At 73.4% G+C, this 26,409-nt stretch carries 27 protein-coding genes; 15 read left to right on the top strand and 12 right to left on the bottom strand.

The window, feature by feature from the left end:
• The first annotated feature begins 43 nt into the window (after nt 1–43).
• Nucleotides 44–991 (top strand): prephenate dehydrogenase, encoded by a 948-nt coding sequence (locus PSD17_RS33705; RefSeq protein WP_339126207.1) that lies wholly within the window; start codon nt 44–46, stop codon nt 989–991.
• A 25-nt stretch (nt 992–1,016) separates the two neighbouring features.
• Here the strand turns inward: PSD17_RS33705 and PSD17_RS33700 are convergent, their stop codons facing one another.
• The 3 genes from PSD17_RS33700 to PSD17_RS33690 all read right to left on the bottom strand — a co-directional run bounded on the left by PSD17_RS33700 (nt 1,017) and on the right by PSD17_RS33690 (nt 3,115).
• The gene (locus PSD17_RS33700) at nt 1,017–1,610 is read right to left on the bottom strand and encodes a putative glycolipid-binding domain-containing protein (RefSeq protein ID WP_013672544.1); all 594 of its coding nucleotides are present in this window, start codon (nt 1,608–1,610) and stop codon (nt 1,017–1,019) included.
• Nucleotides 1,611–1,926: 316 nt separating this feature from the next.
• Nucleotides 1,927–2,115, bottom strand: coding sequence for an antitoxin (locus tag PSD17_RS33695; RefSeq protein ID WP_013672543.1), 189 nt, complete (start codon nt 2,113–2,115; stop codon nt 1,927–1,929).
• Between the two features lie 76 nt (nt 2,116–2,191).
• Nucleotides 2,192–3,115 carry an ATP-dependent DNA ligase gene (locus PSD17_RS33690; protein WP_339126297.1) on the bottom strand — a complete coding sequence of 308 codons (924 nt, stop codon included), beginning with the start codon at nt 3,113–3,115 and terminating at the stop codon, nt 2,192–2,194.
• A gap of 106 nt (nt 3,116–3,221) precedes the next feature.
• Between PSD17_RS33690 and ku the strand changes: the two genes are divergently transcribed.
• Nucleotides 3,222–4,238: a non-homologous end joining protein Ku gene (gene ku, locus PSD17_RS33685; RefSeq protein WP_339126206.1), complete on the top strand. Its 1,017-nt coding sequence runs from the start codon at nt 3,222–3,224 to the stop codon at nt 4,236–4,238.
• A 36-nt stretch (nt 4,239–4,274) separates the two neighbouring features.
• On the opposite strand, the gene PSD17_RS33680 is transcribed toward ku, so the two are convergent.
• The gene (locus tag PSD17_RS33680; RefSeq protein ID WP_106096773.1) at nt 4,275–5,309 is read right to left on the bottom strand and encodes an LCP family protein; all 1,035 of its coding nucleotides are present in this window, start codon (nt 5,307–5,309) and stop codon (nt 4,275–4,277) included.
• 272 nt (nt 5,310–5,581) lie between these two features.
• Nucleotides 5,582–6,097 (bottom strand): VOC family protein, encoded by a 516-nt coding sequence (locus PSD17_RS33675; protein ID WP_041760303.1) that lies wholly within the window; start codon nt 6,095–6,097, stop codon nt 5,582–5,584.
• A 107-nt stretch (nt 6,098–6,204) separates the two neighbouring features.
• Here PSD17_RS33675 and PSD17_RS33670 point away from each other — a divergent pair, with 107 nt between their 5' ends.
• Entirely contained in the window at nt 6,205–6,969 is a 765-nt protein-coding gene (locus PSD17_RS33670; protein ID WP_013672538.1) for a nucleoside phosphorylase, read from the top strand.
• 54 nt (nt 6,970–7,023) lie between these two features.
• Here PSD17_RS33670 and PSD17_RS33665 read toward each other — a convergent pair whose 3' ends face one another.
• Entirely contained in the window at nt 7,024–7,821 is a 798-nt protein-coding gene (locus tag PSD17_RS33665; RefSeq protein WP_013672537.1) for an ABC transporter permease, read from the bottom strand.
• Nucleotides 7,821–8,780, bottom strand: coding sequence for an ATP-binding cassette domain-containing protein (locus PSD17_RS33660; protein ID WP_339126205.1), 960 nt, complete (start codon nt 8,778–8,780; stop codon nt 7,821–7,823). The genes PSD17_RS33665 and PSD17_RS33660 overlap by 1 nt, the downstream gene beginning before the upstream one ends.
• 87 nt (nt 8,781–8,867) lie before the next feature.
• Here PSD17_RS33660 and PSD17_RS33655 point away from each other — a divergent pair, with 87 nt between their 5' ends.
• Both PSD17_RS33655 and PSD17_RS33650 read left to right on the top strand, forming a co-directional pair.
• The gene (locus PSD17_RS33655; RefSeq protein WP_013672535.1) at nt 8,868–9,623 is read left to right on the top strand and encodes a TetR/AcrR family transcriptional regulator; all 756 of its coding nucleotides are present in this window, start codon (nt 8,868–8,870) and stop codon (nt 9,621–9,623) included.
• Nucleotides 9,620–10,234, top strand: a complete 615-nt coding sequence (locus PSD17_RS33650) for a hypothetical protein (protein ID WP_013672534.1) — start codon at nt 9,620–9,622, stop codon at nt 10,232–10,234. The genes PSD17_RS33655 and PSD17_RS33650 overlap by 4 nt, the downstream gene beginning before the upstream one ends.
• Nucleotides 10,235–10,243: 9 nt before the next feature.
• Here the strand turns inward: PSD17_RS33650 and PSD17_RS33645 are convergent, their stop codons facing one another.
• Complete coding sequence (locus PSD17_RS33645; protein ID WP_339126204.1) at nt 10,244–10,432, bottom strand: hypothetical protein; 189 nt, start codon at nt 10,430–10,432, stop codon at nt 10,244–10,246.
• Between the two features lie 227 nt (nt 10,433–10,659).
• On the opposite strand from PSD17_RS33645, the gene PSD17_RS33640 reads away from it, so the two are divergent.
• Genes PSD17_RS33640 through PSD17_RS33630 form a run of 3 tightly spaced genes read left to right on the top strand, consistent with a single transcriptional unit; the run spans nt 10,660 to nt 12,988 of the window.
• Nucleotides 10,660–11,211 (top strand): hypothetical protein, encoded by a 552-nt coding sequence (locus tag PSD17_RS33640; RefSeq protein ID WP_339126203.1) that lies wholly within the window; start codon nt 10,660–10,662, stop codon nt 11,209–11,211.
• Nucleotides 11,208–12,329 (top strand): sensor histidine kinase, encoded by a 1,122-nt coding sequence (locus tag PSD17_RS33635; protein ID WP_013672531.1) that lies wholly within the window; start codon nt 11,208–11,210, stop codon nt 12,327–12,329. Before PSD17_RS33640 ends, PSD17_RS33635 begins: the two co-directional genes overlap by 4 nt.
• The gene (locus PSD17_RS33630; protein ID WP_013672530.1) at nt 12,281–12,988 is read left to right on the top strand and encodes a response regulator; all 708 of its coding nucleotides are present in this window, start codon (nt 12,281–12,283) and stop codon (nt 12,986–12,988) included. The genes PSD17_RS33635 and PSD17_RS33630 overlap by 49 nt, the downstream gene beginning before the upstream one ends.
• 23 nt (nt 12,989–13,011) lie before the next feature.
• Here PSD17_RS33630 and PSD17_RS33625 read toward each other — a convergent pair whose 3' ends face one another.
• Nucleotides 13,012–13,800 (bottom strand): hypothetical protein, encoded by a 789-nt coding sequence (locus PSD17_RS33625; protein ID WP_013672529.1) that lies wholly within the window; start codon nt 13,798–13,800, stop codon nt 13,012–13,014.
• A gap of 188 nt (nt 13,801–13,988) precedes the next feature.
• Between PSD17_RS33625 and PSD17_RS33620 the strand changes: the two genes are divergently transcribed.
• The 6 genes from PSD17_RS33620 to PSD17_RS33595 all read left to right on the top strand — a co-directional run bounded on the left by PSD17_RS33620 (nt 13,989) and on the right by PSD17_RS33595 (nt 20,477).
• Nucleotides 13,989–14,723, top strand: coding sequence for a TIGR03086 family metal-binding protein (locus PSD17_RS33620; protein WP_339126202.1), 735 nt, complete (start codon nt 13,989–13,991; stop codon nt 14,721–14,723).
• A gap of 131 nt (nt 14,724–14,854) precedes the next feature.
• Nucleotides 14,855–15,262 (top strand): VOC family protein, encoded by a 408-nt coding sequence (locus PSD17_RS33615; protein WP_013672527.1) that lies wholly within the window; start codon nt 14,855–14,857, stop codon nt 15,260–15,262.
• A 305-nt stretch (nt 15,263–15,567) separates the two neighbouring features.
• Complete coding sequence (locus PSD17_RS33610; protein WP_013672526.1) at nt 15,568–15,987, top strand: STAS domain-containing protein; 420 nt, start codon at nt 15,568–15,570, stop codon at nt 15,985–15,987.
• A 68-nt stretch (nt 15,988–16,055) separates the two neighbouring features.
• The gene (locus tag PSD17_RS33605) at nt 16,056–16,736 is read left to right on the top strand and encodes a TetR/AcrR family transcriptional regulator (RefSeq protein WP_339126201.1); all 681 of its coding nucleotides are present in this window, start codon (nt 16,056–16,058) and stop codon (nt 16,734–16,736) included.
• A gap of 4 nt (nt 16,737–16,740) precedes the next feature.
• A complete protein-coding gene (locus PSD17_RS33600; RefSeq protein WP_013672524.1) occupies nt 16,741–18,474 on the top strand; it encodes an ABC transporter ATP-binding protein in 1,734 nt (577 codons plus the stop codon).
• Nucleotides 18,471–20,477 carry an ABC transporter ATP-binding protein gene (locus tag PSD17_RS33595; RefSeq protein WP_013672523.1) on the top strand — a complete coding sequence of 669 codons (2,007 nt, stop codon included), beginning with the start codon at nt 18,471–18,473 and terminating at the stop codon, nt 20,475–20,477. Before PSD17_RS33600 ends, PSD17_RS33595 begins: the two co-directional genes overlap by 4 nt.
• A 118-nt stretch (nt 20,478–20,595) precedes the next feature.
• Here the strand turns inward: PSD17_RS33595 and PSD17_RS33590 are convergent, their stop codons facing one another.
• From PSD17_RS33590 to PSD17_RS33580, 3 genes are read right to left on the bottom strand one after another with little or no spacing between them, the layout of a single operon-like run.
• Complete coding sequence (locus PSD17_RS33590; RefSeq protein ID WP_339126200.1) at nt 20,596–22,536, bottom strand: ABC1 kinase family protein; 1,941 nt, start codon at nt 22,534–22,536, stop codon at nt 20,596–20,598.
• Between the two features lie 43 nt (nt 22,537–22,579).
• Nucleotides 22,580–23,740 carry a MalY/PatB family protein gene (locus tag PSD17_RS33585; RefSeq protein WP_013672521.1) on the bottom strand — a complete coding sequence of 387 codons (1,161 nt, stop codon included), beginning with the start codon at nt 23,738–23,740 and terminating at the stop codon, nt 22,580–22,582.
• Entirely contained in the window at nt 23,737–25,125 is a 1,389-nt protein-coding gene (locus PSD17_RS33580) for an aspartate aminotransferase family protein (RefSeq protein ID WP_103380359.1), read from the bottom strand. Before PSD17_RS33580 ends, PSD17_RS33585 begins: the two co-directional genes overlap by 4 nt.
• Nucleotides 25,126–25,310: 185 nt before the next feature.
• On the opposite strand from PSD17_RS33580, the gene PSD17_RS33575 reads away from it, so the two are divergent.
• Nucleotides 25,311–26,409 (top strand): hypothetical protein (locus tag PSD17_RS33575; protein WP_339126199.1); only part of this gene is annotated, 1,099 nt, incomplete at its 3' end.

The raw sequence follows: 26,409 nt of genomic DNA, 5'->3' as shown, positions 1-26,409 counted from the left end.
CCGGGCGCGGGCGGCGACCCGCCCCCGCGTACCGTTCCGCCGCATGGGTGAGCGCGCACTGTGCGTCGTCGGAACGGGCCTGATCGGCGGGTCGCTGCTCCGGGCCGCCGACAAGGCCGGCCGGACCGCGTGGGGCACGAGCGCGTCGGAGGGCACGGCCGAGCAGGCCCGTGCCGACGGCTTCGACGTCACCACCGACCTCGACGCGGCCCTGCGCCGGGCCGCGCAGGCCGATGCGCTCGTCGTGCTGGCGACACCGTTGCCGGTCCTGCCCGAGGTGTTGCGTCGCGTCGACGCCGTCGCCCCGACCGTGCGGCTGACCGACGCGGTCAGCGTGAAGGTCGCGGTCGCCGACGACGTCGCGCGGTACGCCCCGCGGGCCCGCTACGTCGGCGGCCATCCGATGGCCGGGACCGCCGAGTCGGGCTGGACGGCCGCGAGTGCCGGGCTCTTCACCGGCGCGGCGTGGGTCGTGATGGCCGACGACGGGCTCGACCTCGAGGTCTGGGCCGACGTCGCGGAGCTGGCCTGGGCGTGCGGGTCGCACGTCGTGCCCGCGGCCGCCGACGAGCACGACCTGGCCGTCGCCCGGATCAGCCACCTGCCCCACCTGCTGGCCGCGGTGCTCGCCGCGGTCGGCGCCGGCGAGCCCGACGACGACCTGCCGCTCGCGCTGTCGGCCGGCTCCTTCGCCGACGGCACCCGCGTCGCGGGGACGCGCCCCGAGCTGGTGCTGGCGATGTGCGAGGGGAACCGGGACGCGCTGCTCGCGGCGGTCGACGAGGCACTGGGCCGGCTCGGGGCGATGCGCGGGGCGCTCGCGTCGACCGGGGGCCTCGCGGCCACCGTGCAGGCCGGCTACCTCGCGCGGCAGCGCTGGGCGGCGACGCGCGACCCGCTCACCCAGCGGGTGTCGCTGCGACCGGGGGTCCTCGCGGAGCTGCGGGAGCTGGGCCGGCGCGGCGAGGTCCTCGTGGGCTGGAACGACTGACCGACCGGGACGACTGACCGAAGGGTCAGGCCACCGGTTCGATCGCCCTGACCCGGCGGGCCAGCCCCGGGTAGTGGTCGACGATCCCGTCGGCGTCGACGGTGAGGTCGGCGCTGAACTCGCCGGAGCTGAAGTTGACCACCGCGGGAGCGTCACCGTCCACGACGGACACCGTGCGATAGTGCTGGTCGACCAGCTCGACCGAGAGCGTCGGCAACGACACGAACAGCACGGGGATCACGTGGTCACCGTGCTCGGTGTGCAGGCCCAGCCTGCGGATCGGGAGCGTGTTGAACAGCGGGCTGCGCTCGAGGTCGACGTCGATCGCGCCGTCGTAGTCCGACCGCGTGCTGCCGGAGCCGTCGTCGAGCAGCCAGAAGCCGTCCTCGGTGCGGTTCATCGTCAGGTGCCGCTCGCGCTCGGCGGTCGCCGCCGTCACCGACAGGCGCTCGACGGAGTGGTCCTCGTTGAGCGTGAGCCGGTAAGACGCCGTGAGCTCGCCGTGGGGGCCGGTCCGCACGACCCGGCCGAGCGCGCGGAAGCCCGTGGGTCCGATGAGGACCCGGGCGCCCTCCAGGCCGACCTCGTCCTCCGCCTGCCACGTCACCATGCCGCTCATCGCTCTCCCTCGCCGGGGCTCGGTCGGCGCTGCGCGCAAGCACAGTGCCGACCCTTCGCTCGCCAAGGCTCGCTCATCGCTCTCCCTCGCCGGGGCTCGGTCGGCGCTGCGCGCAAGCACTGTGCCGACCCTTCGCTCGCCAAGGCTCGCTCATCGCTCTCCCTCGCCGGGGCTCGGCCGGCGCTGCGCGCAAGCACAGTGCCGACCCTTCGCTCGCCAAGGCTCGCTCATCGGCCACACGGTAGCCGGTTGCGAGCATCCGCTCCTGCCCAGGGGAACCGGGCAGGAGCGGCGTTCACCGCACGATCACGGCAGGTCACTGCCCGGGAGCGGGCGGTTGATCGGGGACGAAGTCCTTGATCTTGTCGACGACGGTGTCGACCTGCTCCGCGTGCCCGTACTTGTCCTTGACGACGTCGCCCAGCTTCTCGACGCCCGCCTCGATCTTGTCGCCGTGCTCGTTGAGCAGCTCCTCGGCCTTGCCCTTGAGCGCGTCGAAATCCATGTGTGCCCCCTTCTCGAGCTGTCGGGGCACCATCCTGGCGCGCACCCTGCCCGGGTGACAGCACCGGGTGCCACTGTCAGCCGGCGGGCGCCGGGAAGGGGTCGACGTCGGCGGGGTCGAGATCGTCGCGCAGCCCCCGGAACTCCGGCCGCACCAGCCGACCGCCCTCGGTTCCCGCGTGCGCGACCTCGGCGACGACGAGCGGCTCGCACCACCGCGCGCCCGCCCCGTCGACACGGAGAAGGGGCTCGTCGAACGGGGGCGCGACCGTCGTCAGGCCGTCGAGGGCGCCGTGCAGGATGCGCTGCACCGCGTCGCCCGCCAGCCCCGCGGTGACCCGGCCCGCGAATCGCAGGCCGTCGCGCCCGGGCACGCCGACCAGCAGCGCCGCGATCCGCGTCGGGTTCGAGCGTTCCGGGCGCCAGCCGCCGACGACGCACGTCCGGGTGAGCCGGTGGGTCACCTCGATCCAGGCCGTACGCCGTCCCGGTGTGTAGGGGCTGTCGGCCCGTTTCGCGACGATCCCCTCCATCCCCCGCTGCGCCGTCGCGGCGAGCAGCGCGCTGCCGTCGGTGTAGGACGGCGAGAGCGAGACGGCGGGCACGCGCGTCAGGTCCAGGCGTTCCAACGTGCCGCGGCGCTCCTCCAGCGGCCGCGCGGTGAGGTCGACGCCGTAGAGGCGCAGCACGTCGGACACCATGAAGGTGACCGGCCGGGCTGCCGCCCGCGCAGGGCTGACGGCGCCGTGGATGCGCTCGGTGAGCGCGGTGAAGCTGGGGACGCCGCGGTCGAGCAGGACGACCTCGCCGTCGAGCAGCAGGTCCGGGGCGACGGCGTCGAGCCGGGCGAGCTCAGGGAAGCTGCCCGCCACGTCGCGCCCGCCCCGGGTGAGCAGCCGGACGAGCCCGTCGCGGACGTCGGCGAGCAGCCGCATGCCGTCCCACTTGACCTCGTAGACCCATCCGGGGCCGGTCGGGAGCGCGCCGGGGGTGGCGAGCATGGGCTGCACACCGTCATGCTGTCACCAGATGTCGTCACGCTGCGCTGTTCGGGTCGGTTCCAGGCGTGCCGGACGGCCGACGGGGAAGGCTGGGTACAGGTACGCCATGCGTGCGATGTGGAGCGGAGCGGTTTCGTTCGGGCTGGTCAGCGTGCCGGTGAAGCTGTACTCCGCGACGACCAACCACGACATCCGGTTCCACCAGGTGCACGCCACCGACGGTGGTCGGATCCGCTACAAGCGGACCTGCTCGATCGACGGCGAGGAGGTCGAGTACGCCGACATCGTCAAGGGCTACGAGACCGAGGACGGCGAGCTGATCACGCTCGACGAGTCCGACCTCGACTCGCTGCCGGTGGCCACCGGGCACGAGATCGACGTCATCGAGTTCGTGCCGTCCGACCAGATCGACCCGCTGCTGTTCGACAAGAGCTACTACCTGGAGCCGGAAACCAAGGCCGCCAAGCCCTACGCGCTGCTGCGCGAGGCGCTCACCGACACCGACCGGATGGCGGTGGTCAAGGTGGCGCTGCGGCAGCGCGAGACGCTGGCGCTGCTGCGCGTGCGGGGCAAGGCGATCGTCCTGCAGACGATGCTGTGGCCCGACGAGGTCCGCGAGCCGGAGTTCGACATCCTCGACGCCGACGTCGAGCTGCGGCCCCAGGAGCTGCAGATGGCGGCCTCGCTCGTCGAGAGCCTCGGTGCCGACTTCGAACCGTCGGACTTCACCGACGAGTACCGCGACGCCGTCGCGGAGATGATCGACCGCAAGCGGACCACCGGCGACACCCGGCCCGCGCCGGTCGAGGAGAAGCCGGCCGACGACGGCGACAGCATGACCGACCTGCTCACGGCCCTGCAGCGCAGCGTCGAGGCGGCCAGGGGCGGGCCGGCGAAGAAGGCCGACACCGCCGCGGGCAGCGACGAGACGCCGGCCCCGGAGAAGGCCCCGGAGAAGGCCCCGGAGAAGGCCCCGGAGAAGGCCCCGGAGAAGGCCGGGCCCGAGGAAGAGGAGAAGCCCAAGACCCGCGCCCGCCGGTCGACGAAGAAGGGCAAGGCCGCCGGGGACGACACGGCCGCCGAGGAGACCGCGCCGCGCAGGCGGACGCGCAAGCCCGCCTGACGACGACCGTCCGTCGCGGGTCGGTCCCCTGCGGCCTCAGGGTCCCAGCGCGGACTTCGGCGGCGCCTGGTCCTTGGCGAGCGCGCCGAACAACGCCTGCGCCCGGGTCTTGTCCCAGCGCACGACGGACTCGCCGCCGATGGTCGGCGTGCTGCCGACGGGGACGGTCGTCGCGACACCGCTGCCGCCCGAGACCCCGCGCATCGCGAAGCCCAGGCTCGCCAGGTTCCAGATGTGGTCGGAGTCGTCGACGGTGATCGCGCCGGTCACGGCGCTGCCCAGCGGGACGACCCGGAACGGGTTGACCAGGGTCGCCGGGCTGGTGGCCTTGCTGATCAGGGCCGAGAGGAACGCGCGCTGACGAGCGACGCGATCGAAGTCGGAGCCGGGCGTCGCACGGGTCCGGACGTAGCCCAGCGCGGTGCCGCCGTCGAGCTCCTGGCACCCGGCCTTGATGTCCAGGCCCGCCTTCGGGTCCTTGATCGCCTCCGGGATGCACATGTCCACCCCGCCCACCGCGTCGACCGCGCCGACGAAGCCGCCGAAGCCGATCTCGGCGTAGTGGTCGATGTGCAGGCCGGTGGCCGCCTCGACGGTCTGCACCAGCAGCCGCGCCCCGCCGAACGAGTACGACGCGTTGATCTTCGCCGAGCCGTGGCCCGCGATCGGGACGTAGGAGTCGCGCGGGATGCTCACGAGCACGGGGCCGGAGGCACCGTCGTGCAGCAGCATGATCGTGTCGGTGCGCTGGCCGACGTCACCGCCCGTCGCGAGCTCCTGCTCCTGCTCGCTGGTGAGTCCCGCCCGGCTGTCCGAGCCGACGATCAGCCAGTTCGTGCCCTCCGACGTCGCGGCGCTGTCGGCGGGCAGGGCGTCGGTGCGCTGGAGGTTGACGTCGAGGTAGACGCCGAACCCGATGAGCAGCAGGAGCAGCACGGCGACGACCGCGAGGATGCGGCGACGCCACCGGCCGCGGCGCTTCGGGCGCGCGGCGGCCGCGGGCGGCGGCGGGCGCCGTGCCGGGTCGAGCCGGACCGGCGGGCGGTCGCCTGCCGGGGTGGTGGGCAGCACTCGCGTCGATGGCCGGCGCCCCGGCGGAGGGGGCACGGCCTGGCGCGGTCGCTGCGGCTGCCCCCAGCCCGGACCGGGGCCGCGACGAGGGCGCGACGGAGGCGGAGGTGGCGGGGGGCCGCCGCGACCGACGGGACGCGTCGGGCCCTCGTAGCCACCGTTCATGTCCACTCTCACCCCGTCGACGCGTGCGCTCGGCGGGCCCGGTGGGCCCCGGTCCAGAGTGCCACGGACGGTGCGAAAGGGTCGGTGGGGGCAGCCCCCGGTCCCCGCTACAGGAGCGGCTCGCCCTCGAAACGGCCCAGCTCCTCGCGGTAGAACTCGATCCCGACGCCGTTGGGGTCGCGGATGTAGAGGCTGTTCTCGACGCCGCGGTCCGGCCCGAGGTAGTCGATCCCGGCCGCGTCGAGCTTGGCCTTCGCGACGTCGAACTCCGCGGGCGACGTCGACAGCGCGAGGTGCTGCACGGCGCCGATCGTCTCGTGGAAGTCGGGATGGTCGTGGCCCGGGAAATCGAAGAAGCCGAGCAGGTTGCCGTTGCCGATGTCGAAGAAGAAGTGGCTCGATCCCGCGTAGTCGCGGTTCTCCACGAGCTCGACCAGCGGGAACCCGAGGGTGTCCTGGTAGAAGCGGATCGTCTCCTCGACGTCGCGGCAGATCAGCGCCAGGTGGTGGACGCCGCGCACCGTGGTCGCCGGGCGCTCGGCGGCGGGGTGCAGGTACTTGTCGCGCAGTTGCGCGCGGCGCTCGCGGACGGCCTCGAGCTCTGCTCCGGCGGGCTGTGGCACGGTCGGCTCCCCTCGCTCGACGTCCCGGCGACCGCCGGGGCACCCACCGTACGACCGCGGCGGTTCCACGTGGAACACGATCGGGTGACTGTCGGCATGATCCACGCGTGGACCTCCCCGAACCGCCGCCGCTGTACGAGGACGACCTCGACGAGTCCGGCATCCTCGATCCCGCCCGGCTCGCCCGCAGGGCGCGGGTCCCCGAGGCGGCCGTGCTCTGCTTCTTCCCCGAGGTCGTGGCCGGCCTGGCCGATGCGGGCGCCCGCCGGATCACGCGGCTCTCGTCGGAACGCGAGACGACGGTGTGGGAGACCGAGATCGACGGGCGTCCCGTCGCCGTCGCCCATCCGGGGATCGGGGCGCCGTTGGCGGCGATGACACTGGAGGAGCTCATCGCCATGGGCGCCCGCCGGATCGTCGCCGTCGGCGGAGCGGGGGTGCTCGTCCCGGACCTGGTCATGGGGCACGCGGTCGTCGTCGGTAGCGCACTGCGCGACGAGGGCACCTCCGCGCACTACCTGCGCCCGAGCCGGGTCGTCGACGCCGACCCACGGGGGGTGGCCGTCCTGCAGCGGACGCTCGACGCCGCGGGCCTGCCGCACGTCACCGGACGGACCTGGACGACCGACGCCGTCTACCGCGAGACGCCCGCCCGGGCCCGGCGCAGGCGCGAGGAGGGCTGCCTGACCGTCGACATGGAGGCGTCGGCGTTCATCGCGGTCGCCCGGTTCCGCGGGGTGCGCTTCGCCCAGGTGCTGCTGGCCGCGGACTCGCTGGCCGGTCCGGAGTGGGACGCCCGCGGCTGGACGACGGCCCGCGCGGCGCGGGCCGGCCTCACGTCGGTCGCGTCTCGCGCAGCGTTGGCGCTGTAGGGCGTCGGTCGCGGCTCGCGCAGCGTCGGCGCCGTGGGGCGTCGCTCACAGGGTTCACATGGTCGCCCTGCGGATCGAGCGGATGCCCACCCACAGGCCGATCGCCGCGGTGACCAGCGCCGCGACCAGACCCCACAGGATCCGCACGTCGTCGAACGAGCCGGCGAACAGGACGCGCTCGGCGTCGACGACGTAGGTGAGCGGGTTGAACCTGGAGACGACCTGCATCCAGCCCGGTCCGGTCTCCAGCGGCAGCATCATCCCGGACAGGATCAGCAGCGGGAACAGCAACGCCTGCTGCACCGCCCAGAAGATCCACTCGCTCTTGCGGGCGGCGATCGCGAGCGCGTAGGACAGTGCGCCGACCCCGACACCGAAGACCCCCAGGATCAGCAGCCCGACGACCACGTGCAGCGGGTGGAGCACGAACCCGAACGGGATCGCGACCAGCGTGATGATCGCGGCCTGCACGACGAGCGGGGTCAGCTCCTTGAGTGCGCGCCCGATCATCAGCGACGCGCGCGACAGCGGCGTCGCCAGGATCCGCTCGAATGCCCCGGTCATGATCTCGAACTGCAGGTTCGCGCCCGTCATCGACGTGCCGAACATCGTGATCATGACGACGACGCCGGGCAGGAACCACTGCAGCGACGACCCGCCGAACAGCGCGCCGTCGCCGGCGAGCCCGGCCAGCAGCGGCCCGAACAGACCCAGGAAGACCAGCGGCTGCAGCAGCGAGAAGATCAGCGAGAACGGGTCACGGACGATGGTGAGCGTCTCGCGCCACCACACGTGCCCGATGTCGGTGAGCACGCTGGTGCGGACCGATGCGGGCGGGGCGAGAACCGCCATCAGGACTCTCCTTCGCGCAGGCTGCGGCCGGTGAGGTTGAGGAAGACGTCGTCGAGGGTGGGACGCCGCGCCGCCGCGGCGACGACGTCGAGGCCCGCGTCCCGCAGCCGGGCGAGGACCCCGGGCATGGCGTGCGACGCGGCGTCGACGCGGACGGAGAGGGCCACCCCGTCGTCGTCGGGGCGCTCCTCGAGGTCGCTGCCCTCGGCCCCGAACAGGGCCCGGGCGGCCGCGGCCTGGTCGGGCCGGACGACGACGGTGAGCCGGTCGCCCGCCTGTTTGGCCTTGAGGGTCTCGGCGGTGTCGTCGGCGATGATCCGGCCGTGGTCGATGATGACGACCCGCTCGGCCATGGCGTCGGCCTCGTCGAGGTAGTGGGTGGTGAGCACGATCGTGGTGCCGCGCTGCTCGCGGATGCGCATGATGTGGTCCCACAGGTTGGCCCGGTTCTGCGGGTCCATCCCGGTGGACGGCTCGTCGAGGAACAACAGGCCGGGTGCGTGGATGAGGCCGAGCGCGATGTCGAGCCTGCGCTTCTGGCCGCCCGACAGCGAACTGACCTTGCGCATCCGCAACGCCTCGAGGTCGAGCGTGCGCAGCAGCTCCTCGCCGCTCTCGGCCGCCTCGACCCTGCTCATCCCGTAGAAGCGGCCCTGCATGAGCAGCTCGTCGCGGACCCGGTAGTTGTGGCCGGCGCCGTCCTTCTGCCCGATGTAGCCGATGCGCCGCCGGACCTCCGCCGGGTTCGCGACGACGTCGACCCCCGCGACGGTCGCGCTGCCGGACGTGGGCGGGAGCAGGCTGGTGAGCATCCGCAGGGTGGTCGACTTGCCCGCGCCGTTCGGGCCGAGGAAGGCGACCAGCTCCCCCTCGGCCACGTCGAGATCGATCCCGCGCACGGCCTCGACCGTCTCCTTGCCCACCCGGAACGTCCTGGCGAGCGACTCGGTGTGGATCATCCGGCCTCCGAACTCCGTACGGCGTACCGCGTCAGCGGCCGATACGGTACACCGTACGAAGTGAGTGCCTGAAGAGAGGCTCGCGAAATGGACGAACCAGACACAGAGTGGGGCACGGCCGAGGGCCGCGCCATGATCCGGCTGCTCTGGGACCCGCCCCCGCCACCTGCCCGCGGCCCGCGCCAGCGACTGACGCTGGACCAGGTCGTCTCGGGCGCGATCGAGGTCGCCTCGCAGCAGGGCGTCGACGAGCTGTCGATGCGCAAGGTGGCACAGCACCTCGGGGTCGGGGCGATGAGCCTCTACACCTACGTGCCGGGCAAGGAGGAGCTGTTCGAGCTGATGATCGACCGCGCCTGGGCCGGGCGCGCCCTGCCCGACCGCACCCTGCCGTGGCGGGCGCAGGTCGAGTTCCACGCCCGCGAGGCGTGGGCGATGTACCAGGCCAACCCGTGGCTGATCCGCTCGAACCTGTGGCGCATGCCGTTGGGCCCGCACGTGCTCGACGCACAGGAGGACCTCTACCGCGCCGTCCTGCTCACCGGGCTGCCCGCGACGACGGTCGCCCGCGTGGCGGGCCTCGTCGAGGCGCACGTCTTCGGGGCGGCCCGCTCGGCGGTGACCGACACCAGTGTCTCGGCCCGGACCGGGGTGACCCAGGACGACTACTGGGAGTCCCGGCAGAGCTTCTGGGGCACCTACTACACGCCCGAGCGGTTCCCGGCGATGACGCACATCTGGGAGCAGGGCGGTTTCGACGAGGAGTACTCCGACGCCGCATGGGAATTCGGGCTGCGGCTGCTGCTCGACGGCGTCGAGCGCATGGCGGACGGGGAACGATGACCGGGACCACGACCACGCTCGACCGGTTCGACGGCCACATCGCGGGGCTCGGGACGGCCGCGGGGCTGCGCGTCGTCGTCGGGCGCTGGAGGCGGTCGCCGCTGGGCGCGTTCACCGACGTGATGGCCGAACGCCCCGACGGGCACCGGCTGCTCCTCGCGCCCGGTCCGGCGGTGGCCGAGTTCGTCGCGGCGACGTACACGTTCGACGAGGTGCGGGTCGTCCCGGTGGCGGCGACCGTCGACGGCCCCCGCTGGACCGTCCGCGCGGGCCCGCTCGCTGCGACGTTCCGCACCGGCGGGCGGCCCCCGCTCGGGCTGCTGCTCGCGGCCGTCCCCACCCCGCTCGCGACGTCGATCCCGTGGGTGTCGGCGATCGACGTCGTCGCCCGCAGGGTGCTCCCCGGCGTGCGGACGCGGGGCAGCGCCACTGGTGACCGCGACGAGTTCTACTGCGCCCGCGACATGCACCGGATCGTCGCGGCGTCGGTCGCCTGGGACGGCGTCGACCAGGGGGCGCTCACCCCGGTCGACCCGCCGGTGCGGTTCGGCTTCGGGTCGACACCGGCGGGCCCGTCGGTGGTGCGGGTGACGACGCTGATCAGGCGCTAGAACGCACCGTCAGCCCAGCAACAGACCGGCGGCGACGGCCAGCGCGACGGCCGCCACGAGCCCGCCGGCCGTCCCGCCGACGAAGTAGCCGACCGCGACGAGGTAGAGGCCGTTCGGCCCAGGGCTGATGTTGCCGACGGCCGCCGAGTGCAGGATTCCGTGTCCGTCTGCACGCCGGCCCCGGCCGGCTGACCGCACAGCCCGGGCAGCGAACCGAAGCCGCCGAAGCCGAGCAGGCCGGCCAGCAGGACGGCGAAGATCCGTTCGATGCTCACGTCCCGGCTCCTCGGCGTCGGGCCGCCGGGGCCGCTCGTCCGCTCGTCGGCGGCGGTCCTCCCCGGCTGATCCCGCCGAACCGCCCACGGGTGGGCCCGGCACCGGGTCCGGGCCCACCCGATCTCCACCCGGTCTCCACCCGTGGGCCGGTGTCCGGCGGGACCGAACCGAGCAGGCTCGACGTCGTGAACATCGAGCAGATCCTCATCGCGGTCCTCGTCCTCGGCTGGATCGTGTACCGGCAGGTCGTGGGCCAGTACGCCAGCGGGACGAAGCTCACCCTGCTGCCGCTGCTGCTGATCGTCCTCGGGCTCTACGCCGTCATGGAGGCACACCCGACGATCACCGCCGCGGGGGGCGCGCTCATCGGCGGGGAGCTGGTCCTCACCGTCGTCCTCGGCTGGCTGCGCGCCCGCGCCGTCAGCCTCGAGACCCGCGAGGGCTTCCTGTACCTGCGCGGCGGCGTGCCCGCGCTGGCGCTGTGGACGATCTCGATCGCCACCCGCGTCGCCATCGAGATCGGCGCCCACCACGTGGACGCCGCCACCGCGGCCCTCGCGACGTCGACGGTCGCGCTGTCGTTCGGCGTGAGCCTCGCGGTCCAGGGCATCGTGCTGCGGCGGCGGATCCGGCAGGACGGGCGGCCGCTGCGCGACGGCCGTCGCGCGGAGCGCACCGGCCGGGCCACACTCGGACGGTGATCCTCGATCCGCGACCGGGGCCGTTCCGGCGGGTCGGCTCGCTGGCATGGCTCCCCGTCATCCTGGGCGCGGCGGTCATCGGGCCGCCGCGCCTCGGGCTGTCCGTGCTGACGGTCACCGGCTGCCTGCTCTCGATCGCCGGTTGGACCGCCATGGCGACCCGGCCGGCGTGGCCGCCCTGGCTGGGGCCGGCGTGGATCGTCGCCGTCGCGGCGGGCGGTGTCCTGCTCGTCGCCGACATCGGGCACTGGTCGGTCCCGATCACGTTCTGCTACGTCGCGGTCGGCGCCGCGGGCAGCCGGCTGTCGCTCCCCTGGGCGCTCGCGGTGCTCGTCGCGACGGACACCGGGCTCGCGGTCGCGATGCGCGGGGAGAGCCTGCTCTCGATCGGCGTCGTCGTGCTGTCGATGGTGAGCGTCCTGCTCATCGGGACCGCCCAGCGCGCCGCGCGGCGCCGGGCCGAGGACCGCGAGATCGCGCAGGCCTCGGAGGCGCGGGCCGACGAGGAGCACGCCCGCGCCGCCGCGCTCGCCGAGCGGGCCCGCATCGCCCGCGACGTCCACGACGTGCTGGCGCACTCGCTCTCGGCGCTGGCCGTGCAGCTGCAGGGCGCGAAGCTGATGGTGCAGCGCGACGGGTCGCCGGCCGACACCGTGGAACAGATCGAGCGTGCGCACCGTCTCGCCGTCGAGGGGCTCGCCGAGGCCCGGCGCGCCGTGCACGCGCTGCGCACCGAGCCCGTCGACCTGCGCGAGGGGCTGCAGGCGCTCGTGGCCGAACATCCTGACGCGACGCTCGACGCCGAGGACGTCGGGCTGTTGCCGCCCGAGGTCCGCGAGACCGTGCTGCGGACCGCGCAGGAGGCGTTGACCAACGCGCGCAAGCACGCGCCGGACGCGCCCGTGCGGGTCCGGCTCGCCCGGGACGACGATGCGGTCGTCCTCGACGTCCGTGACCGGGCCGGTGCGCCGCCCGCACCCTCGACACCGGGCGGCTACGGTCTGGTCGGGATGGGCGAACGCGCTGCGCTGATCGGCGCGCACGTCGACGCGGGACCGACGGAGGACGGATGGCGGGTGACCCTGACGGTTCCGGCAGCGGCCACGACGACGGCGTGACGGGCGGCGACGGGACGGGCCGCGCGCTGCGCGTCGTGCTGGCCGACGACCAGCGCATCGTCCGCGACGGGCTCGCCACCCTGCTCGGCCTGCTGCCGGGCATCACCGTGGTCGGGGCCGCCGCCGACGGCGAGGAGGCCGTCGCGCTGGTCGACCGGCACCGCCCGGACGTGCTGCTCACCGACCTGCGGATGCCCGGCTGCGACGGCGTCGAGGCGACCCGCCGGGTCCGCGCGGCCCACCCCGGGACGGCCGTCGTCGTGCTGACGACCTACGTCGACGACGACGCCATCGTCGCCGCGCTGCGGGCCGGCGCCGCGGGCTGGCTGTCCAAGGACGCCGACGCCGACGCGATCGGCCGCGCGCTGCATTCGGCCGCCGACGGCCAGGGCACGATCGACGCCGGCGCGCTGGCCCGGCTCGTCGCCGCGTCCCAGCCCGCGCCGGCAGGGGGCGAGCCGCCGGACGGGCTCACCCCGCGCGAGGTCGAGGTGCTGGCGTTGATCGCGCAGGGGCTGTCGAACCGCGAGATCGCGCGTCGGCTCGTCGTCGGCGAGGCGACGATCAAGACCCACGTGAACCACCTGTTCGCGAAGGCCGGGCTGCGCGACCGCGCCCAGGCCGTCAACTACGCCTACCGGCACGGGCTGGCGGACTGACGGCCACGGCCCACAGGCGCCGGCTACTGGTCGGCGCTGGTGGCGCGCTGCAGCGACAGCGTGCCGTCGGCGGGACCCGTCGTCTCCCACTGCCCGGAGTCGGCCGTCCAGGTGCGCCCGTCGTAGGTCACCGAGTCCAGGCCGAGCCGGGCGGCGTGCGCGACCAGCCACGACGCGATGGCCCAGCCGCGCTGCTGCGGCTGCGGCCCGGAGAGCTTGGTCGTGCCCAGCTCGTTCGCGGCGACGGTGGCGACATCGGCGCCCGGGACGGTCAGCGGAACGTCCCGGCAGCGCAGCGCCGCGGGCGACTCCCCCGTCAGCGCCATCGCCATGGCACGCGCCTGCGGCTCCCACTGCGCGTAGGCCTGCGGTGCCGCCGAGCGCTGCACCACCTGCGCGGCCTGGGTGACGCTGATGTCCTGCCAGTCGGGCTGTTCGCGCAGCTTCCGGTAGAACGCCGTCGCCGCGTACACGGGGTCGGTGACCTGCGCGTACGTTCCCCAGCCCTGGCTCGGGCGCTGCTGGAACAGGCCTGCGGAGTCGCGGTCGCCGTCGGGCAGGTTCTGCAGCCGGGACTCCTGCAGCGCCGTCGCGATGGCGACGGTCACCGCGTGGTCGGGCAGGCCCTCGGCGTACCCGACGCCCGCGATCGTCGCGGCATTCTCGGCCTGCTCGATCGACAGCGTGATGTCGCGGTCGCCGGAGACGACGCACCCCGGCCTCGGCTTGTTCACCGCCCGCCAGACGACGACGCCGATCCCCACCGCGATCGCGAGCACGACCACCAGCAGGACCGCTGTGCCCTTGCGCACCCACTCTCCCCCGGGTCGTCGCGAACGTGCCCTCGCAGGGCCAACGCGCCCCACCCGCTCATCGTGCCCGAGGCGCTCCTCCCCGGATCGGGGCGCCCACCGGTGTCGCGGCCGCAGGTCGTTCCGCCCGGCTCGCCGGGGTGGCAGCATGCCGTCGGCACCCGGCATCCGGACCAACGGAGGGACGCGTGAGCGAGGAGAAGCCGCCCGACGCCGGGCTCGACGAATCCGCGCTCGACGTAGCCGGGCTCGACGACGCCGCGCTCGACGACGTCACCCCCGACGACGCCGCGCTCGACAACGTCACCCCCGACGACGCCGCGCTCGACGACGCCGCGCTCGACGACATCGTCCGGCGCTTCCGCCGACGGTCGGAGCGCTTCGCCGCCACCGTCGCCGGGGTCGCGGAGACCGCGTGGGGCAACCAGTCGCCGTGCGCGGAGTGGACGGCGCGGGACGTGGTCGGCCACGTCGTCGACATGCACCAGGCGATGCTGACACCGGTCGGGCGCGCCCTGAGCCCCGCACCCACGGTCGACGAGGACCCGCTCGCCGCCGTGCACGCCGCCCGCGCCGACGTCGAGGCCGTGCTGGTCGACCCGACCGTCGCACGCACCGTCGTCGGCACCCCGATGGGTCAGACGACGGTCGCCCGGCACGTCGACGAGGTCGTGAGCGCCGACCTCGTCCTGCACGGCTGGGACCTCGCCCGCGCCACCTTCCAGGACGACACGATCGACCCCGCGGAGGTCGAGCGGATGTGGCCGACGGCCGTGGCGATGCCGGCGGAGATGCGGACGCCCGATGCCTTCGGGCCGGGGATCGTCGTGTTCGGGCCGCGGGTGGCCGTACCCGACGACGCGCCCCTGCAGGACCGGTTGCTCGGCGAGCTCGGTCGCGACCCCGACTTCACCCCGCGCTGAACCCCCTCGTCCGGCCGCGCCGACCGGCACCGCCCGCGACACTCCCCCGGCACCGATGAGTTCGGGGACACTGCGTCGTTCTTCCCAGTGCGCCGCACCGCACCGGGCGGCCGTGTGACGAGGAGACGCTGATGGACTGGAAGCTGGAGGTCGTCGTGCTGCCCGTGGCCGACGTCGACCGGAGCCTGGCCTTCTACGCCGAGCAGGTCGGGTTCGTCGTCGACGTCGACCGGCAGGTCAGCGACACGATGCGCATCGTGCAGCTCACCCCGCCGGGCTCGGCGTGCTCGGTCACGTTCGGCACGGGTCTGGCCTCGACCGAGCCGGGTTCGGTCAAGGGCCTGCAGATCTCGGTGTCGGACGTCGAGGCCGCGCGGTCCCAGCTGGCGGAACGGGGCGTCGACGTCACCGAGGTCCGGCACGTCGGCGAGGACGGCACGTGGGCTCCGGGCAAGGGCGGACCGTGGAACTCGTTCTGCTTCTTCGACGACCCCGACGGCAACGGCTGGGCCTTGCAGGAGCGCCCTTCCGGGCCCTGAACGTCCACAGGGTACGGTCTGGGTAATCGTGCGGCACCGCACGAGGTTCCGCGACCCGGCCGCGCCGTCCGGGGGGTGCGGGCGAGGGTGACCCTCTCGCCCGTGCTGCGCAGCCGGTCGCGGAGACGTGCGGTCCGGGAGCCGCCCTGCGAGCCACAGCGACCAGGGCGGACCCCGGACCGGACGGCGGGACCTTCGACCCTCGTGTGTGCGCCGCTCATTTCCTAGCGTCGAGGCGTTCACCCGAGCGGGCAACGATGCCCCGGGGGCCACCAACGGGGGCGGCCACCCGAGACGGGGGAGGAATGCACGCGACGTTCACGATGCAACTGGCCGTCGAACGGTCGGGACGGGGACACATCGTCAGGGCTGCGGGCGAGCTGTCGGGACGCACGGGCAGTCGGCTGGTGCGGCTCGTCGAACGGCTCGTCGAGGACACCCCGCGGCCCGCGGGTCCCGGCGCACTGATCATCGATCTCGCACAGATCCGCCGGTTCGACACCGACGGCGTGGAGGCTCTGCACCGGGCGTTCGGGCGGGCCGGGTCGGCAGGCGTCAGCATGTTCCTCACCGGCCTGGAAGGACGCCGGTCGCTGCTGCCGCACGACGTCGACGGGTTGCTCGACCGGCTCCCGGTCCTCGACGACGTCGAACTCGCCGAGCTCGACAACTTCTCGCACACCGGCCGAACAGGAGTCCGCCACCTGGCGATCGTGGGCGGCTGACCAGCCGGTACTCCGCTGACGGCGAACTCGTTTGTTACTGAGTTCGCACTCAGTTAGTGTCCGGCGCCGTGAGGACGCGAACGGGCCGGGCCAGCCGCATGCCGCCCGACGAGCGCCGGGCGGCGATCGTCGAGGCGACGCTGCCGCTGGTGCTGCGCGACGGGCCGTCGGTCAGCACCCGCCAGATCGCCGAGGCCGCGGGCGTCGCCGAGGGGACGATCTTCCGCGTCTTCCCGGACAAGGACGCGCTGATGCGCGCCGTCCTGGAGCGCGGGTTCGACCCCAGGGACGCGATGGCCGCACTCGCGACCGTCGACCGGAGCCTGCCCCTGCGCGAGCGGCTGATCACCGTCGTCGAGATCGTCCAGGAGCGCCTGCGGGGCGCGTTCGGCCTGCTCGGCGCGCTCGGCCTGCACCGGTCACCGCGGCCTCCCGAAGGCTGGGACGCGCACCGCCGCGACGAGGCGAACGAGGCGTTCCGCGCCGCGGTCGCCGACGTCGTGGCCGGCGACGGCGAGAGCCTGCGCGTCACGCCCGCCGAGTTCGCCCACACCCTGCGCCTGCTCACGTTCTCCGCCACCCACCCCCTCATCTGCGAGGGCCGGCCGATGACCGCCGAGGCGATCGTCGACGTCCTGCTCATCGGGATGGCCGCGCGGACGAGCCCCACCCCCGGGTCCCCGACCCCCGACGCCGATCCGGCCGGCACCCCGGTCGCGAGCCACCACGCCCGAACGATCGAGGTCTGAGAAGATGCTCGTCCGCCTCCTGCGCACGCACCTGCGCCCCTACGCCCGTCCGTTGACGCTGGTCGTGCTGTTGCAGCTCGTCGGCACGATGGCCTCGCTCTACCTGCCCAGCCTCAACGCCGACATCATCGACAAGGGCATCGCGCTGGGCGACACCGGCTACATCGTCCGCACCGGCGGCTGGATGCTGCTGGTCACGCTCGTGCAGATCACCTGCTCCATCGCCGCCGTCTGGTACGGCTCGCGCACCGCCATGGGCTTCGGCCGCGACGTGCGCACCGCCGTCTTCCACCGCGTCGGCGAGTTCTCCGCCCGCGAGGTCAACCGTTTCGGCGCGCCCTCGCTGATCACCCGCAACACGAACGACGTGCAGCAGGTCCAGATGCTGGTCCTGATGTCCTGCACCATGATGATCGCGGCCCCGATCATGTGCGTCGGCGGTGTGATCATGGCGCTCAACGAGGACATCGGGCTGTCCTGGCTCATGGCCGTGTGCGTGCCGGTGCTGGTCGTCGCCATCGGGCTCGTCATCGTCCGGATGGTCCCGAAATTCCGGCTGATGCAGACCCGCATCGACACCGTCAACCGCGTGCTGCGCGAGCAGATCACGGGTATCCGGGTCGTGCGCGCGTTCGTCCGCGAGCCGGTCGAGACCGAGCGGTTCCGGCGCGCCAACGCCGACGTCACCGACGTCGCGATCGCCGCGGGGCGGCTGCAGGCGTTGATCTTCCCGATCGTGATGCTCGTGCTGAACCTCTCGAGCGTCGCCGTGCTGTGGTTCGGCGCCGGGCGCATCGACACCGGCGAGATGCAGATCGGCGCGCTGACCGCCTTCCTGGCCTACCTGCTGCAGATCCTCATGGCCGTCATGATGGCGACGTTCATGGCGATCATGATCCCGCGCGCGTCGGTCTGTGCGGAACGGATCACCGAGGTGCTCGACACCGAGTCGTCGGTCGCGCCGCCGGCCGCGCCGGTCACGCCCGCAGGCCGGGAGGGCGTGCTCGAGTTCGACCACGCGACGTTCGCCTACCCCGGCGCCGCGGCGCCCGTCCTGCGCGACATCACCTTCACCGCGCTCCCCGGCCGCACCACCGCGATCATTGGCAGCACCGGCGCCGGGAAGACGACGCTGATCTCGATGGTCCCGCGGCTGTTCGACGCGACCGGTGGCGCCGTGCGCGTCGACGGCGTCGACGTCCGCGAGCTCGAACCCGAGGACCTGTGGGGCCGCATCGGGATCGTCCCGCAACGGCCTTACCTGTTCACCGGCACCGTGGCGAGCAACCTGCGCTACGGCAACCCCGCCGCGACCGACGACGAGCTGTGGGAGGCGCTGCGGATCGCGCAGGCCGCGGACTTCGTGTCCGCCATGCCCGAGGGGCTCGACTCCCCCATCTCGCAGGGCGGCACCAACGTCTCCGGTGGCCAGCGGCAACGCCTCGCCATCGCGCGGGCACTGATCCGCAGACCGGAGATATACCTCTTCGACGACTCCTTCTCCGCGCTCGACCTCACCACCGACGCCAGGCTGCGCGCGGCGTTGCGCCCGGTCACGGCCGACGCGACCGTCGTCATCGTCGCCCAGCGGGTGTCGACCATCGCCGACGCCGACCAGATCCTCGTGCTGGACGACGGGATCGTCGTCGGGAGCGGGACACACGACGAGCTGCTGCAGACGTGCCCGACGTTCGTCGAGATCGTCGAGTCGCAGCTGTCCGCGGAGGCGGCCGCATGACCACCACGACACCCGCCCCCGGCGGCAAGCCGAAGCAGGACGCGGAGACCGGCAAGGCCGCCCGCGGCATGGCCAACGCCCGGCGCGGCGGTGGCCCGCCGTGGATGGGCGCCGGCATGCCGGCGGAGAAGGCGTCGAACTTCGGGCCGTCGGCCCGCCGGCTCGCCGGGCTGCTCACCCCGCACAAGTTCGGCGTCGCCGTCGTCGTCGCGCTGGGCGTGATCAGTGTGGCGCTCAACGTCATCGGCCCGAGAATCCTGGGCCACGCCACCGACCTGATCTTCGCCGGGGTCATCGGCCGGCAGCTCCCGGCCGGCATGACCACCGCCGAGGCCGCGGCCGCCGCCCGGGCCCAGGGCAACGGCACCGTCGCCAACGTGATCGAGGCCCAGCAGGTGGTGCCCGGGGCCGGCATCGACTTCCACGCCCTCGGCCTCGTGCTGCTCGGCGTCGTTGTGATCTACCTGGGCGCGTCGGTGTTCGGCTACGTCCAGGGCTACGTGCTCAACGGCATCGTCCAGCGCACCGTGTTCGTGCTGCGGCGCGAGGTCGAGGACAAGCTCAACCGGCTGCCGCTGAGCTACTTCGACCGCCAGCAGCGCGGCGAGGTGCTCTCCCGCGTCACCAACGACATCGACAACATCTCGCAGAGCCTGCAGCAGACCATGAGCCAGCTGATGATCTCGCTGCTCTCCGTCGTGGGTGTGCTGATCATGATGTTCCTGGTGTCCCCGCTGCTCTCGGTGATCGCGCTGATCACGATCCCGGTGTCGTTATGGCTCACCAAGACGATCGCCAAGCGCTCGCAGAAGCAGTTCGTCGCCCAGTGGCGCCACACCGGCGCGCTCAACGGCCAGATCGAGGAGGCCTTCACCGGCCAGGAGCTGGTGCGCGTCTTCGGCCGCCGTCGCGAGGTCGAGGCGTCGTTCGCGGCGAAGAACGAGGAGCTCTACCAGGCGAGCTTCCGGGCGCAGTTCATGTCGGGGATCATCATGCCGTCGATGATGTTCATCGGGAACCTCAACTACGTGCTGGTGGCCGTCATCGGCGGGCTGCGCGTGGCGTCGGGCGCGATGACCCTCGGCGACGTGCAGGCGTTCATCCAGTACTCGCGCCAGTTCACCCAGCCGCTCACGCAGATCGCCTCGATGGCGAACCTGCTGCAGTCGGGGGTGGCGTCGGCGGAGCGGGTGTTCGAGCTGCTCGACGCCGACGAGCAGTCGCCGGACCCCGTGCAGCCGTTGCGCCGCAAGGAGCGTCGCGGCCGGGTGGCGTTCGAGGACGTGTCGTTCCGCTACGTCGAGGACTCGCCGCTGATCGAGGACCTGTCGCTGGTCGCCGAGCCCGGGCAGACCGTCGCGATCGTCGGCCCCACCGGCGCGGGCAAGACGACGCTGGTCAACCTGGTGCTGCGGTTCTACGAGCTCGACAGCGGCCGGATCACCCTCGACGGCGTCGACATCGCGAAGATGGCGCGCGCGGACCTGCGCTCCGGGATCGGAATGGTGCTGCAGGACACGTGGCTGTTCAACGGCACGATCCGCGACAACATCGCCTACGGCCGGCCCGGCGCCACCGAGGAGGAGATCCTCGCGGCGGCCACCGCGACCTACGTCGACCGGTTCGTGCGCAGCCTGCCCGACGGCTACGACACCGTCATCGACGAGGAGGGCAGCAACATCAGCGCGGGCGAGAAGCAGCTCGTGACGATCGCGCGGGCCTTCCTCGCCGACCCCTCCCTGCTGATCCTCGACGAGGCGACCAGCTCCGTCGACACCCGCACCGAGGTGCTGGTGCAGCGGGCCATGGCCGCCCTGCGCAGCGACCGGACCAGCTTCGTCATCGCCCACCGGCTCTCGACGATCCGCGACGCCGACCTGATCCTGGTCATGGAGGCGGGACGCATCGTCGAGCAGGGCACGCACGACGAGCTGCTCGCCGCCCAGGGCGCGTACTACCGCCTCTACAACGCCCAGTTCCTGGCAGGCGTCGACAGCCCGTGAGCGGGGGGGCCGGTCCGCTGGGGCCGGCCGTATTGCAGGAACGGCACTTTCCCGCAACTGGGTTGCGGGAAAGTGCCGTTCCTGCACGCTGGCCGGGCCACGCTGGCCGGGCCGCGCTTCACCGGTTCGCGTCCCCTTCGCGGCGCAGGATCTGGGCGACGACGCGCATCAGCATCACCGACGTCACGACGAGGCCGATGTAGCCAATCGCCGTCAGCGCGCCGGTGGCGTTGCCCGCCGGCGCGAGCGTGACGCCCACGAGCATCAACGCCGAGGCCAGCAGCCCGACCGAGGCGACGAGCGCGAACGTCACCCGGTCGACCCACCGCGCGGCGGTCCGGCTGCCGGGACCGGAGAACACGTCGACCTGCAGGCGCGCCTGGCCCGACCGCAGCTGCAGCCCGAGATCCTCCACGAGGCCGGGCAGCGCCCGCAGCGACGGCAGGTTGCGCACCACCTCCTTGCGCACGATGTCCTGCGTGCCCTCCGGACTCAGGTCCAGCGTCGACCCGAGCCTCGACGCGGCGGCGGTCGCGAGGTCGACCTGCGGGTCCACGACCCGCAGCGTGCCCTCCAGGGTGACGAGCGCCCGGCCGAGCAGGGTCAGCGTCGGCGGCACCGGGATGCCGTGGTGCTGCATGATCGAGATGACGTCCTGCATGCTGCGCGGGTCGAACCCACCCGCGTGCATCTGGGCCGACAGCACCCGGCTGATCTCGGCCTCCAACGCCTGCGGACGGATCGCGTCGCCCGCCGCTCCCGCCAGCGGCCGCAGCGCGCGGACGATCAGCCCGGGCTGCCCGGTGGCCATCCCGGCGGCCATCAGCTGCAGGGCCTCCATCGTGACCGGGTCGATGATCCCGACGGCGCCGAAGTCGATGAGCCACAACGTTCCCGCACGGTCGATCAGCACGTTGCCCGGGTGCGGGTCGGCGTGGAACACCCCCGCGGCCATGACCTGGGTGAGGAACGTGCCCAGCAGCCGGTCGGCGAGCTCGGCGCGCGGGACGCCCGTCGCGTCGACGGCGGCGGCGTCGGACACCGGTCGGCCGTCGACACGCTGCAGCACGAGCACGGCGTCGGTGCTGATGTCGGTCACGACGTGCGGCACCTGCACCCCGGGTTCGGTCGTCGCGGTGGCGAGGGCACGGGCGCTGGCGGCCTCGGCGAGGTAGCTGAGCTCCCCGTCGACCGAGCGGATCAGCTCGTCGGCGAGCGGGGCCAGGCCGAGCGACCGCACCGCCGCCGAGCGCCGGGACGCCGTCCGGCTGGCCCACCGCAGGACCGCGGAGTCACGCGCGACGCCGACCTCGATCCCGGGCCGCCGCACCTTCACGACGACGGGCTCGCCGTCGCGCAGCCGGGCCAGGTAGGTCTGCCCGATCGACGCCGCCGCCAGCGGCTCGTCGTCGAACTCGGCGAAGACCTCGGCCACCGGCGCCCCCAGCTCCTCCTCGACGCGCTCCTTGATCAGCGGGGTCGGCACCGCCTTGACGTTGGCCTGCAGGTCGGCCAGCGCGTCGACGACCGGCGGCGGCAGCAGATCCGAGCGGGTCGAGGCGATCTGCCCGAACTTGACGAACATGCCCCCGCAGTCCTCGAGGAAGCGCCGGATCCGCAGGCCCCCCTCGGGGCTCGACAACGCAGCCCGCGACGCGAGCCGTGGCCCCGCGAGGCCGTTCCTGCGGGCGATGCGCACGACCTCCCACAGCCGGCCGCCGACGGTGAGGAACGTCCTGACCCTGGTCCGCAGCGAGCCGCGACGCGCGGTGCGCCGCGGCCGCAGCACGGCCTCGAGCGCGACGCTGATGATCATCGTCGCGAGGACGGCGAACCCGAACGCGACGAGCAGGACGTCGGACGCGGTGGACGTCGGGTCGTTGCCGACGAGCGTCGCCGCGACGGCGAGCCCGACCAACGTCCCGAGGACCCCCGCCGCGGCCGCCCGCCAGAACCCGCGTCGCACCCCGAGGATGCGGCCCGCGACCAGGCTCACGAGGATCACGACCACGACGAGCAGAACCGTGTCCCAGAACGACAGGTCCAGGGTGAGCGTCATCGCGACAGCATCCTCCCGAAGCGGATCTCGGGGAACCCGTCGATCAGGCCCGCAGCGCCTCCAGCCGGCGCTGGATCTCGTCGAGGATCGGGGCGGCCGTCGCGAAGTTCAGGCGGAGCCGTCCCGACGACCCGGTGCCGAAGCCCGGCCCGCCCTCGAGCCGGACGCCGGCGTCGCGACGCGCGTCGGCGACCGGGTCGGGGCCCGTGAGGCCGAGGAGCGCCGCGTCGAACCAGTACAGGTAGGTCGCCTCCGGAACCGGGTCGTCGCCACCCAGCCCCGCGAGCCACGTGGCGACCCGGTCGCGGTTGCGGCGCAGCACGACCCGCAGCCGGCGCTGCCAGTCGTCGCCGTGCGCCCAGGCCGCGAGCGTCGCGGCCACCGACAACGACGAGACCTCCCCGAACAGCGACGACGGGTGCGCGTCGCGCACGCCGCGCAGCGTCGGCGGACCCCAGTGCCCCACGGCGCAGTGCAGCCCGGCCAGGTTGAACGCCTTGCTCGCCGACGTCAGCGTCACCGTCCGGGCGGCCGCGTCGGCCCCCAGCGAGGCGAACGGGACGTGCTCGTACGGGTCGTGGACCAGTTCCGCGTGGATCTCGTCGGAGACCACCAGCAGGTCGTGCCTGCGCGCGATCGCCGCGATCTCGGTCAGCTCGTCGCAGGTCAGGACGCGACCCGTCGGGTTGTGCGGGTTGACGAGCACGAGGACGCGGCAGGAGCGGGCGATCTCGTCGAGCGCCGGGAGGTTGGGGTCCCAGCCGTGCTCGGTGAGCCGGAACGGGACGTCGAACCGTTTGCGCGCCATGGCCTCGATCGTCGCGAGGAAGGGCGGGTAGCCCGGGGTGTGCACGGCGACGCCGTCGCCGGGCGACGACCCCAGGTGCAGCACGAGCTGCAGGCCCTGGATCAGGTCGGTGTGCTCGCGGACCTCGTCGGCGGGGAACGTCCAGCCGAACCGGTCGGCCATCCGGTCCGCGAACGCCGCCCGGAGCGGCGTCCCGGTCGTGAGCCACTCCGGATAGCCCAGATCCCCGGCACGCACGACGTCGACGATCGCGTCGGTGACCTCGGCGGGCGGCGCGAAGTCCATGTCCGCGACCCACGCCGCGACGACACCCGCGCCGGCCGCGCGCCACTTGATCCCCGGCCTGCGCGCGACGTCGGCGAGATCGAGGTCGTCGAAGAGCGGGTCCGACGTCACAGCAGCGACCAGGCCTCGGTCAGGACGCCGCGCAGGATCTGCTCGATCTCGTCGAACTCGGCCTGGCCGCAGATCAGCGGCGGGGCGAGCTGGACGACGGCCTCGCCACGGTCGTCGGGGCGGCAGTACAGGCCCGCCTCGAACAGCGCCGACGGCAGGAAACCGCGGACCAGCCGCTCGCGCTGGTCGGCGTCGAGCACGGCCTTCGTGGCGGCGTCGGTGACCAGCTCGATCGCCCAGAAGTACCCGTCGCCGCGGACGTCGCCGACGATCGGCAGGTCGCGCAGCCGGTCGAGCGTCGCGCGGAAGCCGTCCTCGTTGTCGAGGACGCGCTGGTAGAGGCCCTCGCGCTCCATGATGTCGAGGTTCGCGAGGCCGACGGCGGCCGACACCGGGTGCCCGCCGAACGTGTACCCGTGCGGGAACGCCACCTTGTCGGCGAGGAACGGCTCGATGACGCGCTCGCTCGCGATCATGGCGCCGAGCGGGCTGTAGCCCGAGGTCAGGCCCTTCGCGCAGGTGATGATGTCGGGCTGCAGGCCGAACTTCGCCGACGCGAACGCCGCACCGTGCCGGCCGAAGCCGGTGATCACCTCGTCGGCGACGAGCAGGACGTCGTGCCGGTCGCAGATCTCGCGTACCCGGGCGAAGTACGACCTCGGCGCGGTGAAGCAGCCGCCGGAGTTCTGCACGGGCTCGATGACGACCGCCGCGACCGTCGCCGGGCCCTCGAAGAGGATCGCCTCCTCGATGCGGTCGGCGGCCCAGCGCCCGAACGCCTCGGCGTCGTCCGCGTGCTGCGTCGCGCGGTAGATGTTCGTGTTGGCCGCCCGGAACCCGCCGGGGGTGAGCGGCTCGAAGTCCTGCTTCATCGCCGGGACGCCGGTGATCGACAACGCCCCCTGCGTCGTACCGTGGTAGGCCGTCATCCGGCTGATGACCTTGTGCTTCGTCGGCTTCCCGAGCAGCTTGAAGTACTGCTTGGCGACCTTCCACGCGCTCTCGACGGCCTCCCCGCCACCACTGGTGAAGAAGACCCGGTCGAGATCGCCGGGCGCGAGGTCGGCGACGCGCTCGGCCAGCTGGATCGCCGGCGGGTGCGCGTAGCCCCACACCGGGAAGTACGCGAGCGTCTCGGCCTGCCGCGCCGCGGCCTCGGCGAGCTCCCGACGGCCGTGTCCGACCTGGACGACGAACAGCCCCGAGAGCCCGTCGAGGATGCGGCGACCCCGGTCGTCGTAGATGTACGCGCCTTCGCCGCGGGTGATCACCGGTGCCGGCTTCTCGGCATACCGGCCCATTCGCGCGAAGTGCATCCAGAGGTGGTCGGCAGCGTTCCGGCCGGCGGTGACGGCGTCCGGTGCGGGCTTCTCGGCGAGAGTCAACGTTGTCCCTTGGGTCGGTGCGGCCGGTCCGGTCCAGGATGACCGCCCGCCGGCGGAACGCAAACCCTCCGGTGGAGGAGGCCGCAGGACGACCGCGACCCCCGTCTCGGTCGAGACGGGGGTCGCGGGCTCAGGCGAGCAGATCAGACGATGTTGATCGGGAACTTGCTCGCGGGCTTCGTGATGTGCCCGAGGATCCCGTCGAGCAGCTTGTCGAGGTCGACGTGCTGGCGCGCGGGCGAGTTGGTCCCGCCGTTGCCGCCACGCGGGTTCCCGTGGTGCTGACCGCCCTGCGGCTTGCCGTGGTGCGGACCGGCCTGCGGCTTGCCGTGCTGCGGACCGGCCTGCGGCTTCCCGTGCTGCGGACCGGCGTGGTGGTGGTGACCGGCGTGCTGGTGGTGGTGACCGTGCTGGTGCCCGGCGTGCTGGTGCCCGCCGCGGGGGTCGGCGTGGCCGCCACGCGGGTCCCAGCTACCGCCGTGGTTGTGCCCGCCGCGCGGGTCGGCGTGGTTGTGACCGGCGTGCTGGTGCTGGTGACCGCGGTGGTGCCCGGCGTGCTGGTGCCCACGAGGGTCACCGTGACCGCGCGGGTCGCCGTGGTGGTGAGCGTGATGCCTCTGGCCGCCGTGCTGGTGACCGCCCTGCTGGTGACCGCCGCGGGGGTCGCCGTGACCGCCGCGCGGCCCACCCTGCTGACCGCCGCCCTGATGACCGCCGCCCTGCTGGCCGCCGCCCTGCTGGCCGCCGCCTTGCTGGCCGCCGCCACCCTGCTGACCGCCGCCGCCTTGCTGGCCACCGCCCTGATGACCGCCGTGGCCGTGTCCGCCGCGCGGCCCACCCTGGCCGCCGCCCTGCTGGCCGCCGCCCTGCTGACCACCACCACCTTGCTGGCCGCCGCCGCCCTGCTGGCCGCCGCCCTGACCGCCGCCACCTTGCTGACCACCACCCTGCTGGCCGCCGCCCTGACCGCCACCACCTTGCTGGCCGCCGCCCTGATGACCGCCGCCCTGCTGGCCGCCGCCCTGCTGGCCGCCACCCTGGCCACCACCGCCCTGCTGGCCGCCACCGCCCTGCTGGCCGCCGCCACCTTGCTGGCCGCCGCCTTGCTGGCCGCCGCCACCCTGCTGGCCGCTGCCACCCTGGCCGCCACCCTGCTGACCGCCACCGCCCTGCTGGCCGCCACCCTGGCCGCCACCCTGCTGGCCGCCACCACCTTGCTGGCCGCCACCACCTTGCTGACCGCCACCCTGGCCGCCACCCTGCTGGCCGCCGCCCTGCTGGCCG

Origin of the sequence: Pseudonocardia sp. D17, assembly GCF_036984265.1 — a bacterium.
GTDB lineage: Bacteria > Actinomycetota > Actinomycetes > Mycobacteriales > Pseudonocardiaceae > Pseudonocardia > Pseudonocardia benzenivorans.
The sequence above is the reverse complement of the archived record's forward strand: the minus strand, read 5'-3'. Positions and strand labels throughout refer to the sequence as shown.

Coding starts and splice junctions, on each gene's coding strand:
- PSD17_RS33650 (WP_013672534.1), top strand. CDS start 9,620: ATGACCGGGACCACGACCACGCTCGACCGGTTCGACGGCCACATCGCG.
- PSD17_RS33690 (WP_339126297.1), bottom strand. CDS start 3,115: ATGCTCGCCACCCCCGGCGCGCTCCCGACCGGCCCCGGATGGGTCTAC.
- PSD17_RS33610 (WP_013672526.1), top strand. CDS start 15,568: ATGCACGCGACGTTCACGATGCAACTGGCCGTCGAACGGTCGGGACGG.
- ku (WP_339126206.1), top strand. CDS start 3,222: ATGCGTGCGATGTGGAGCGGAGCGGTTTCGTTCGGGCTGGTCAGCGTG.
- PSD17_RS33600 (WP_013672524.1), top strand. CDS start 16,741: ATGCTCGTCCGCCTCCTGCGCACGCACCTGCGCCCCTACGCCCGTCCG.
- PSD17_RS33705 (WP_339126207.1), top strand. CDS start 44: ATGGGTGAGCGCGCACTGTGCGTCGTCGGAACGGGCCTGATCGGCGGG.
- PSD17_RS33700 (WP_013672544.1), bottom strand. CDS start 1,610: ATGAGCGGCATGGTGACGTGGCAGGCGGAGGACGAGGTCGGCCTGGAG.
- PSD17_RS33615 (WP_013672527.1), top strand. CDS start 14,855: ATGGACTGGAAGCTGGAGGTCGTCGTGCTGCCCGTGGCCGACGTCGAC.
- PSD17_RS33595 (WP_013672523.1), top strand. CDS start 18,471: ATGACCACCACGACACCCGCCCCCGGCGGCAAGCCGAAGCAGGACGCG.
- PSD17_RS33655 (WP_013672535.1), top strand. CDS start 8,868: ATGGACGAACCAGACACAGAGTGGGGCACGGCCGAGGGCCGCGCCATG.
- PSD17_RS33590 (WP_339126200.1), bottom strand. CDS start 22,536: ATGACGCTCACCCTGGACCTGTCGTTCTGGGACACGGTTCTGCTCGTC.
- PSD17_RS33695 (WP_013672543.1), bottom strand. CDS start 2,115: ATGGATTTCGACGCGCTCAAGGGCAAGGCCGAGGAGCTGCTCAACGAG.
- PSD17_RS33665 (WP_013672537.1), bottom strand. CDS start 7,821: ATGGCGGTTCTCGCCCCGCCCGCATCGGTCCGCACCAGCGTGCTCACC.
- PSD17_RS33660 (WP_339126205.1), bottom strand. CDS start 8,780: ATGATCCACACCGAGTCGCTCGCCAGGACGTTCCGGGTGGGCAAGGAG.
- PSD17_RS33630 (WP_013672530.1), top strand. CDS start 12,281: ATGGCGGGTGACCCTGACGGTTCCGGCAGCGGCCACGACGACGGCGTG.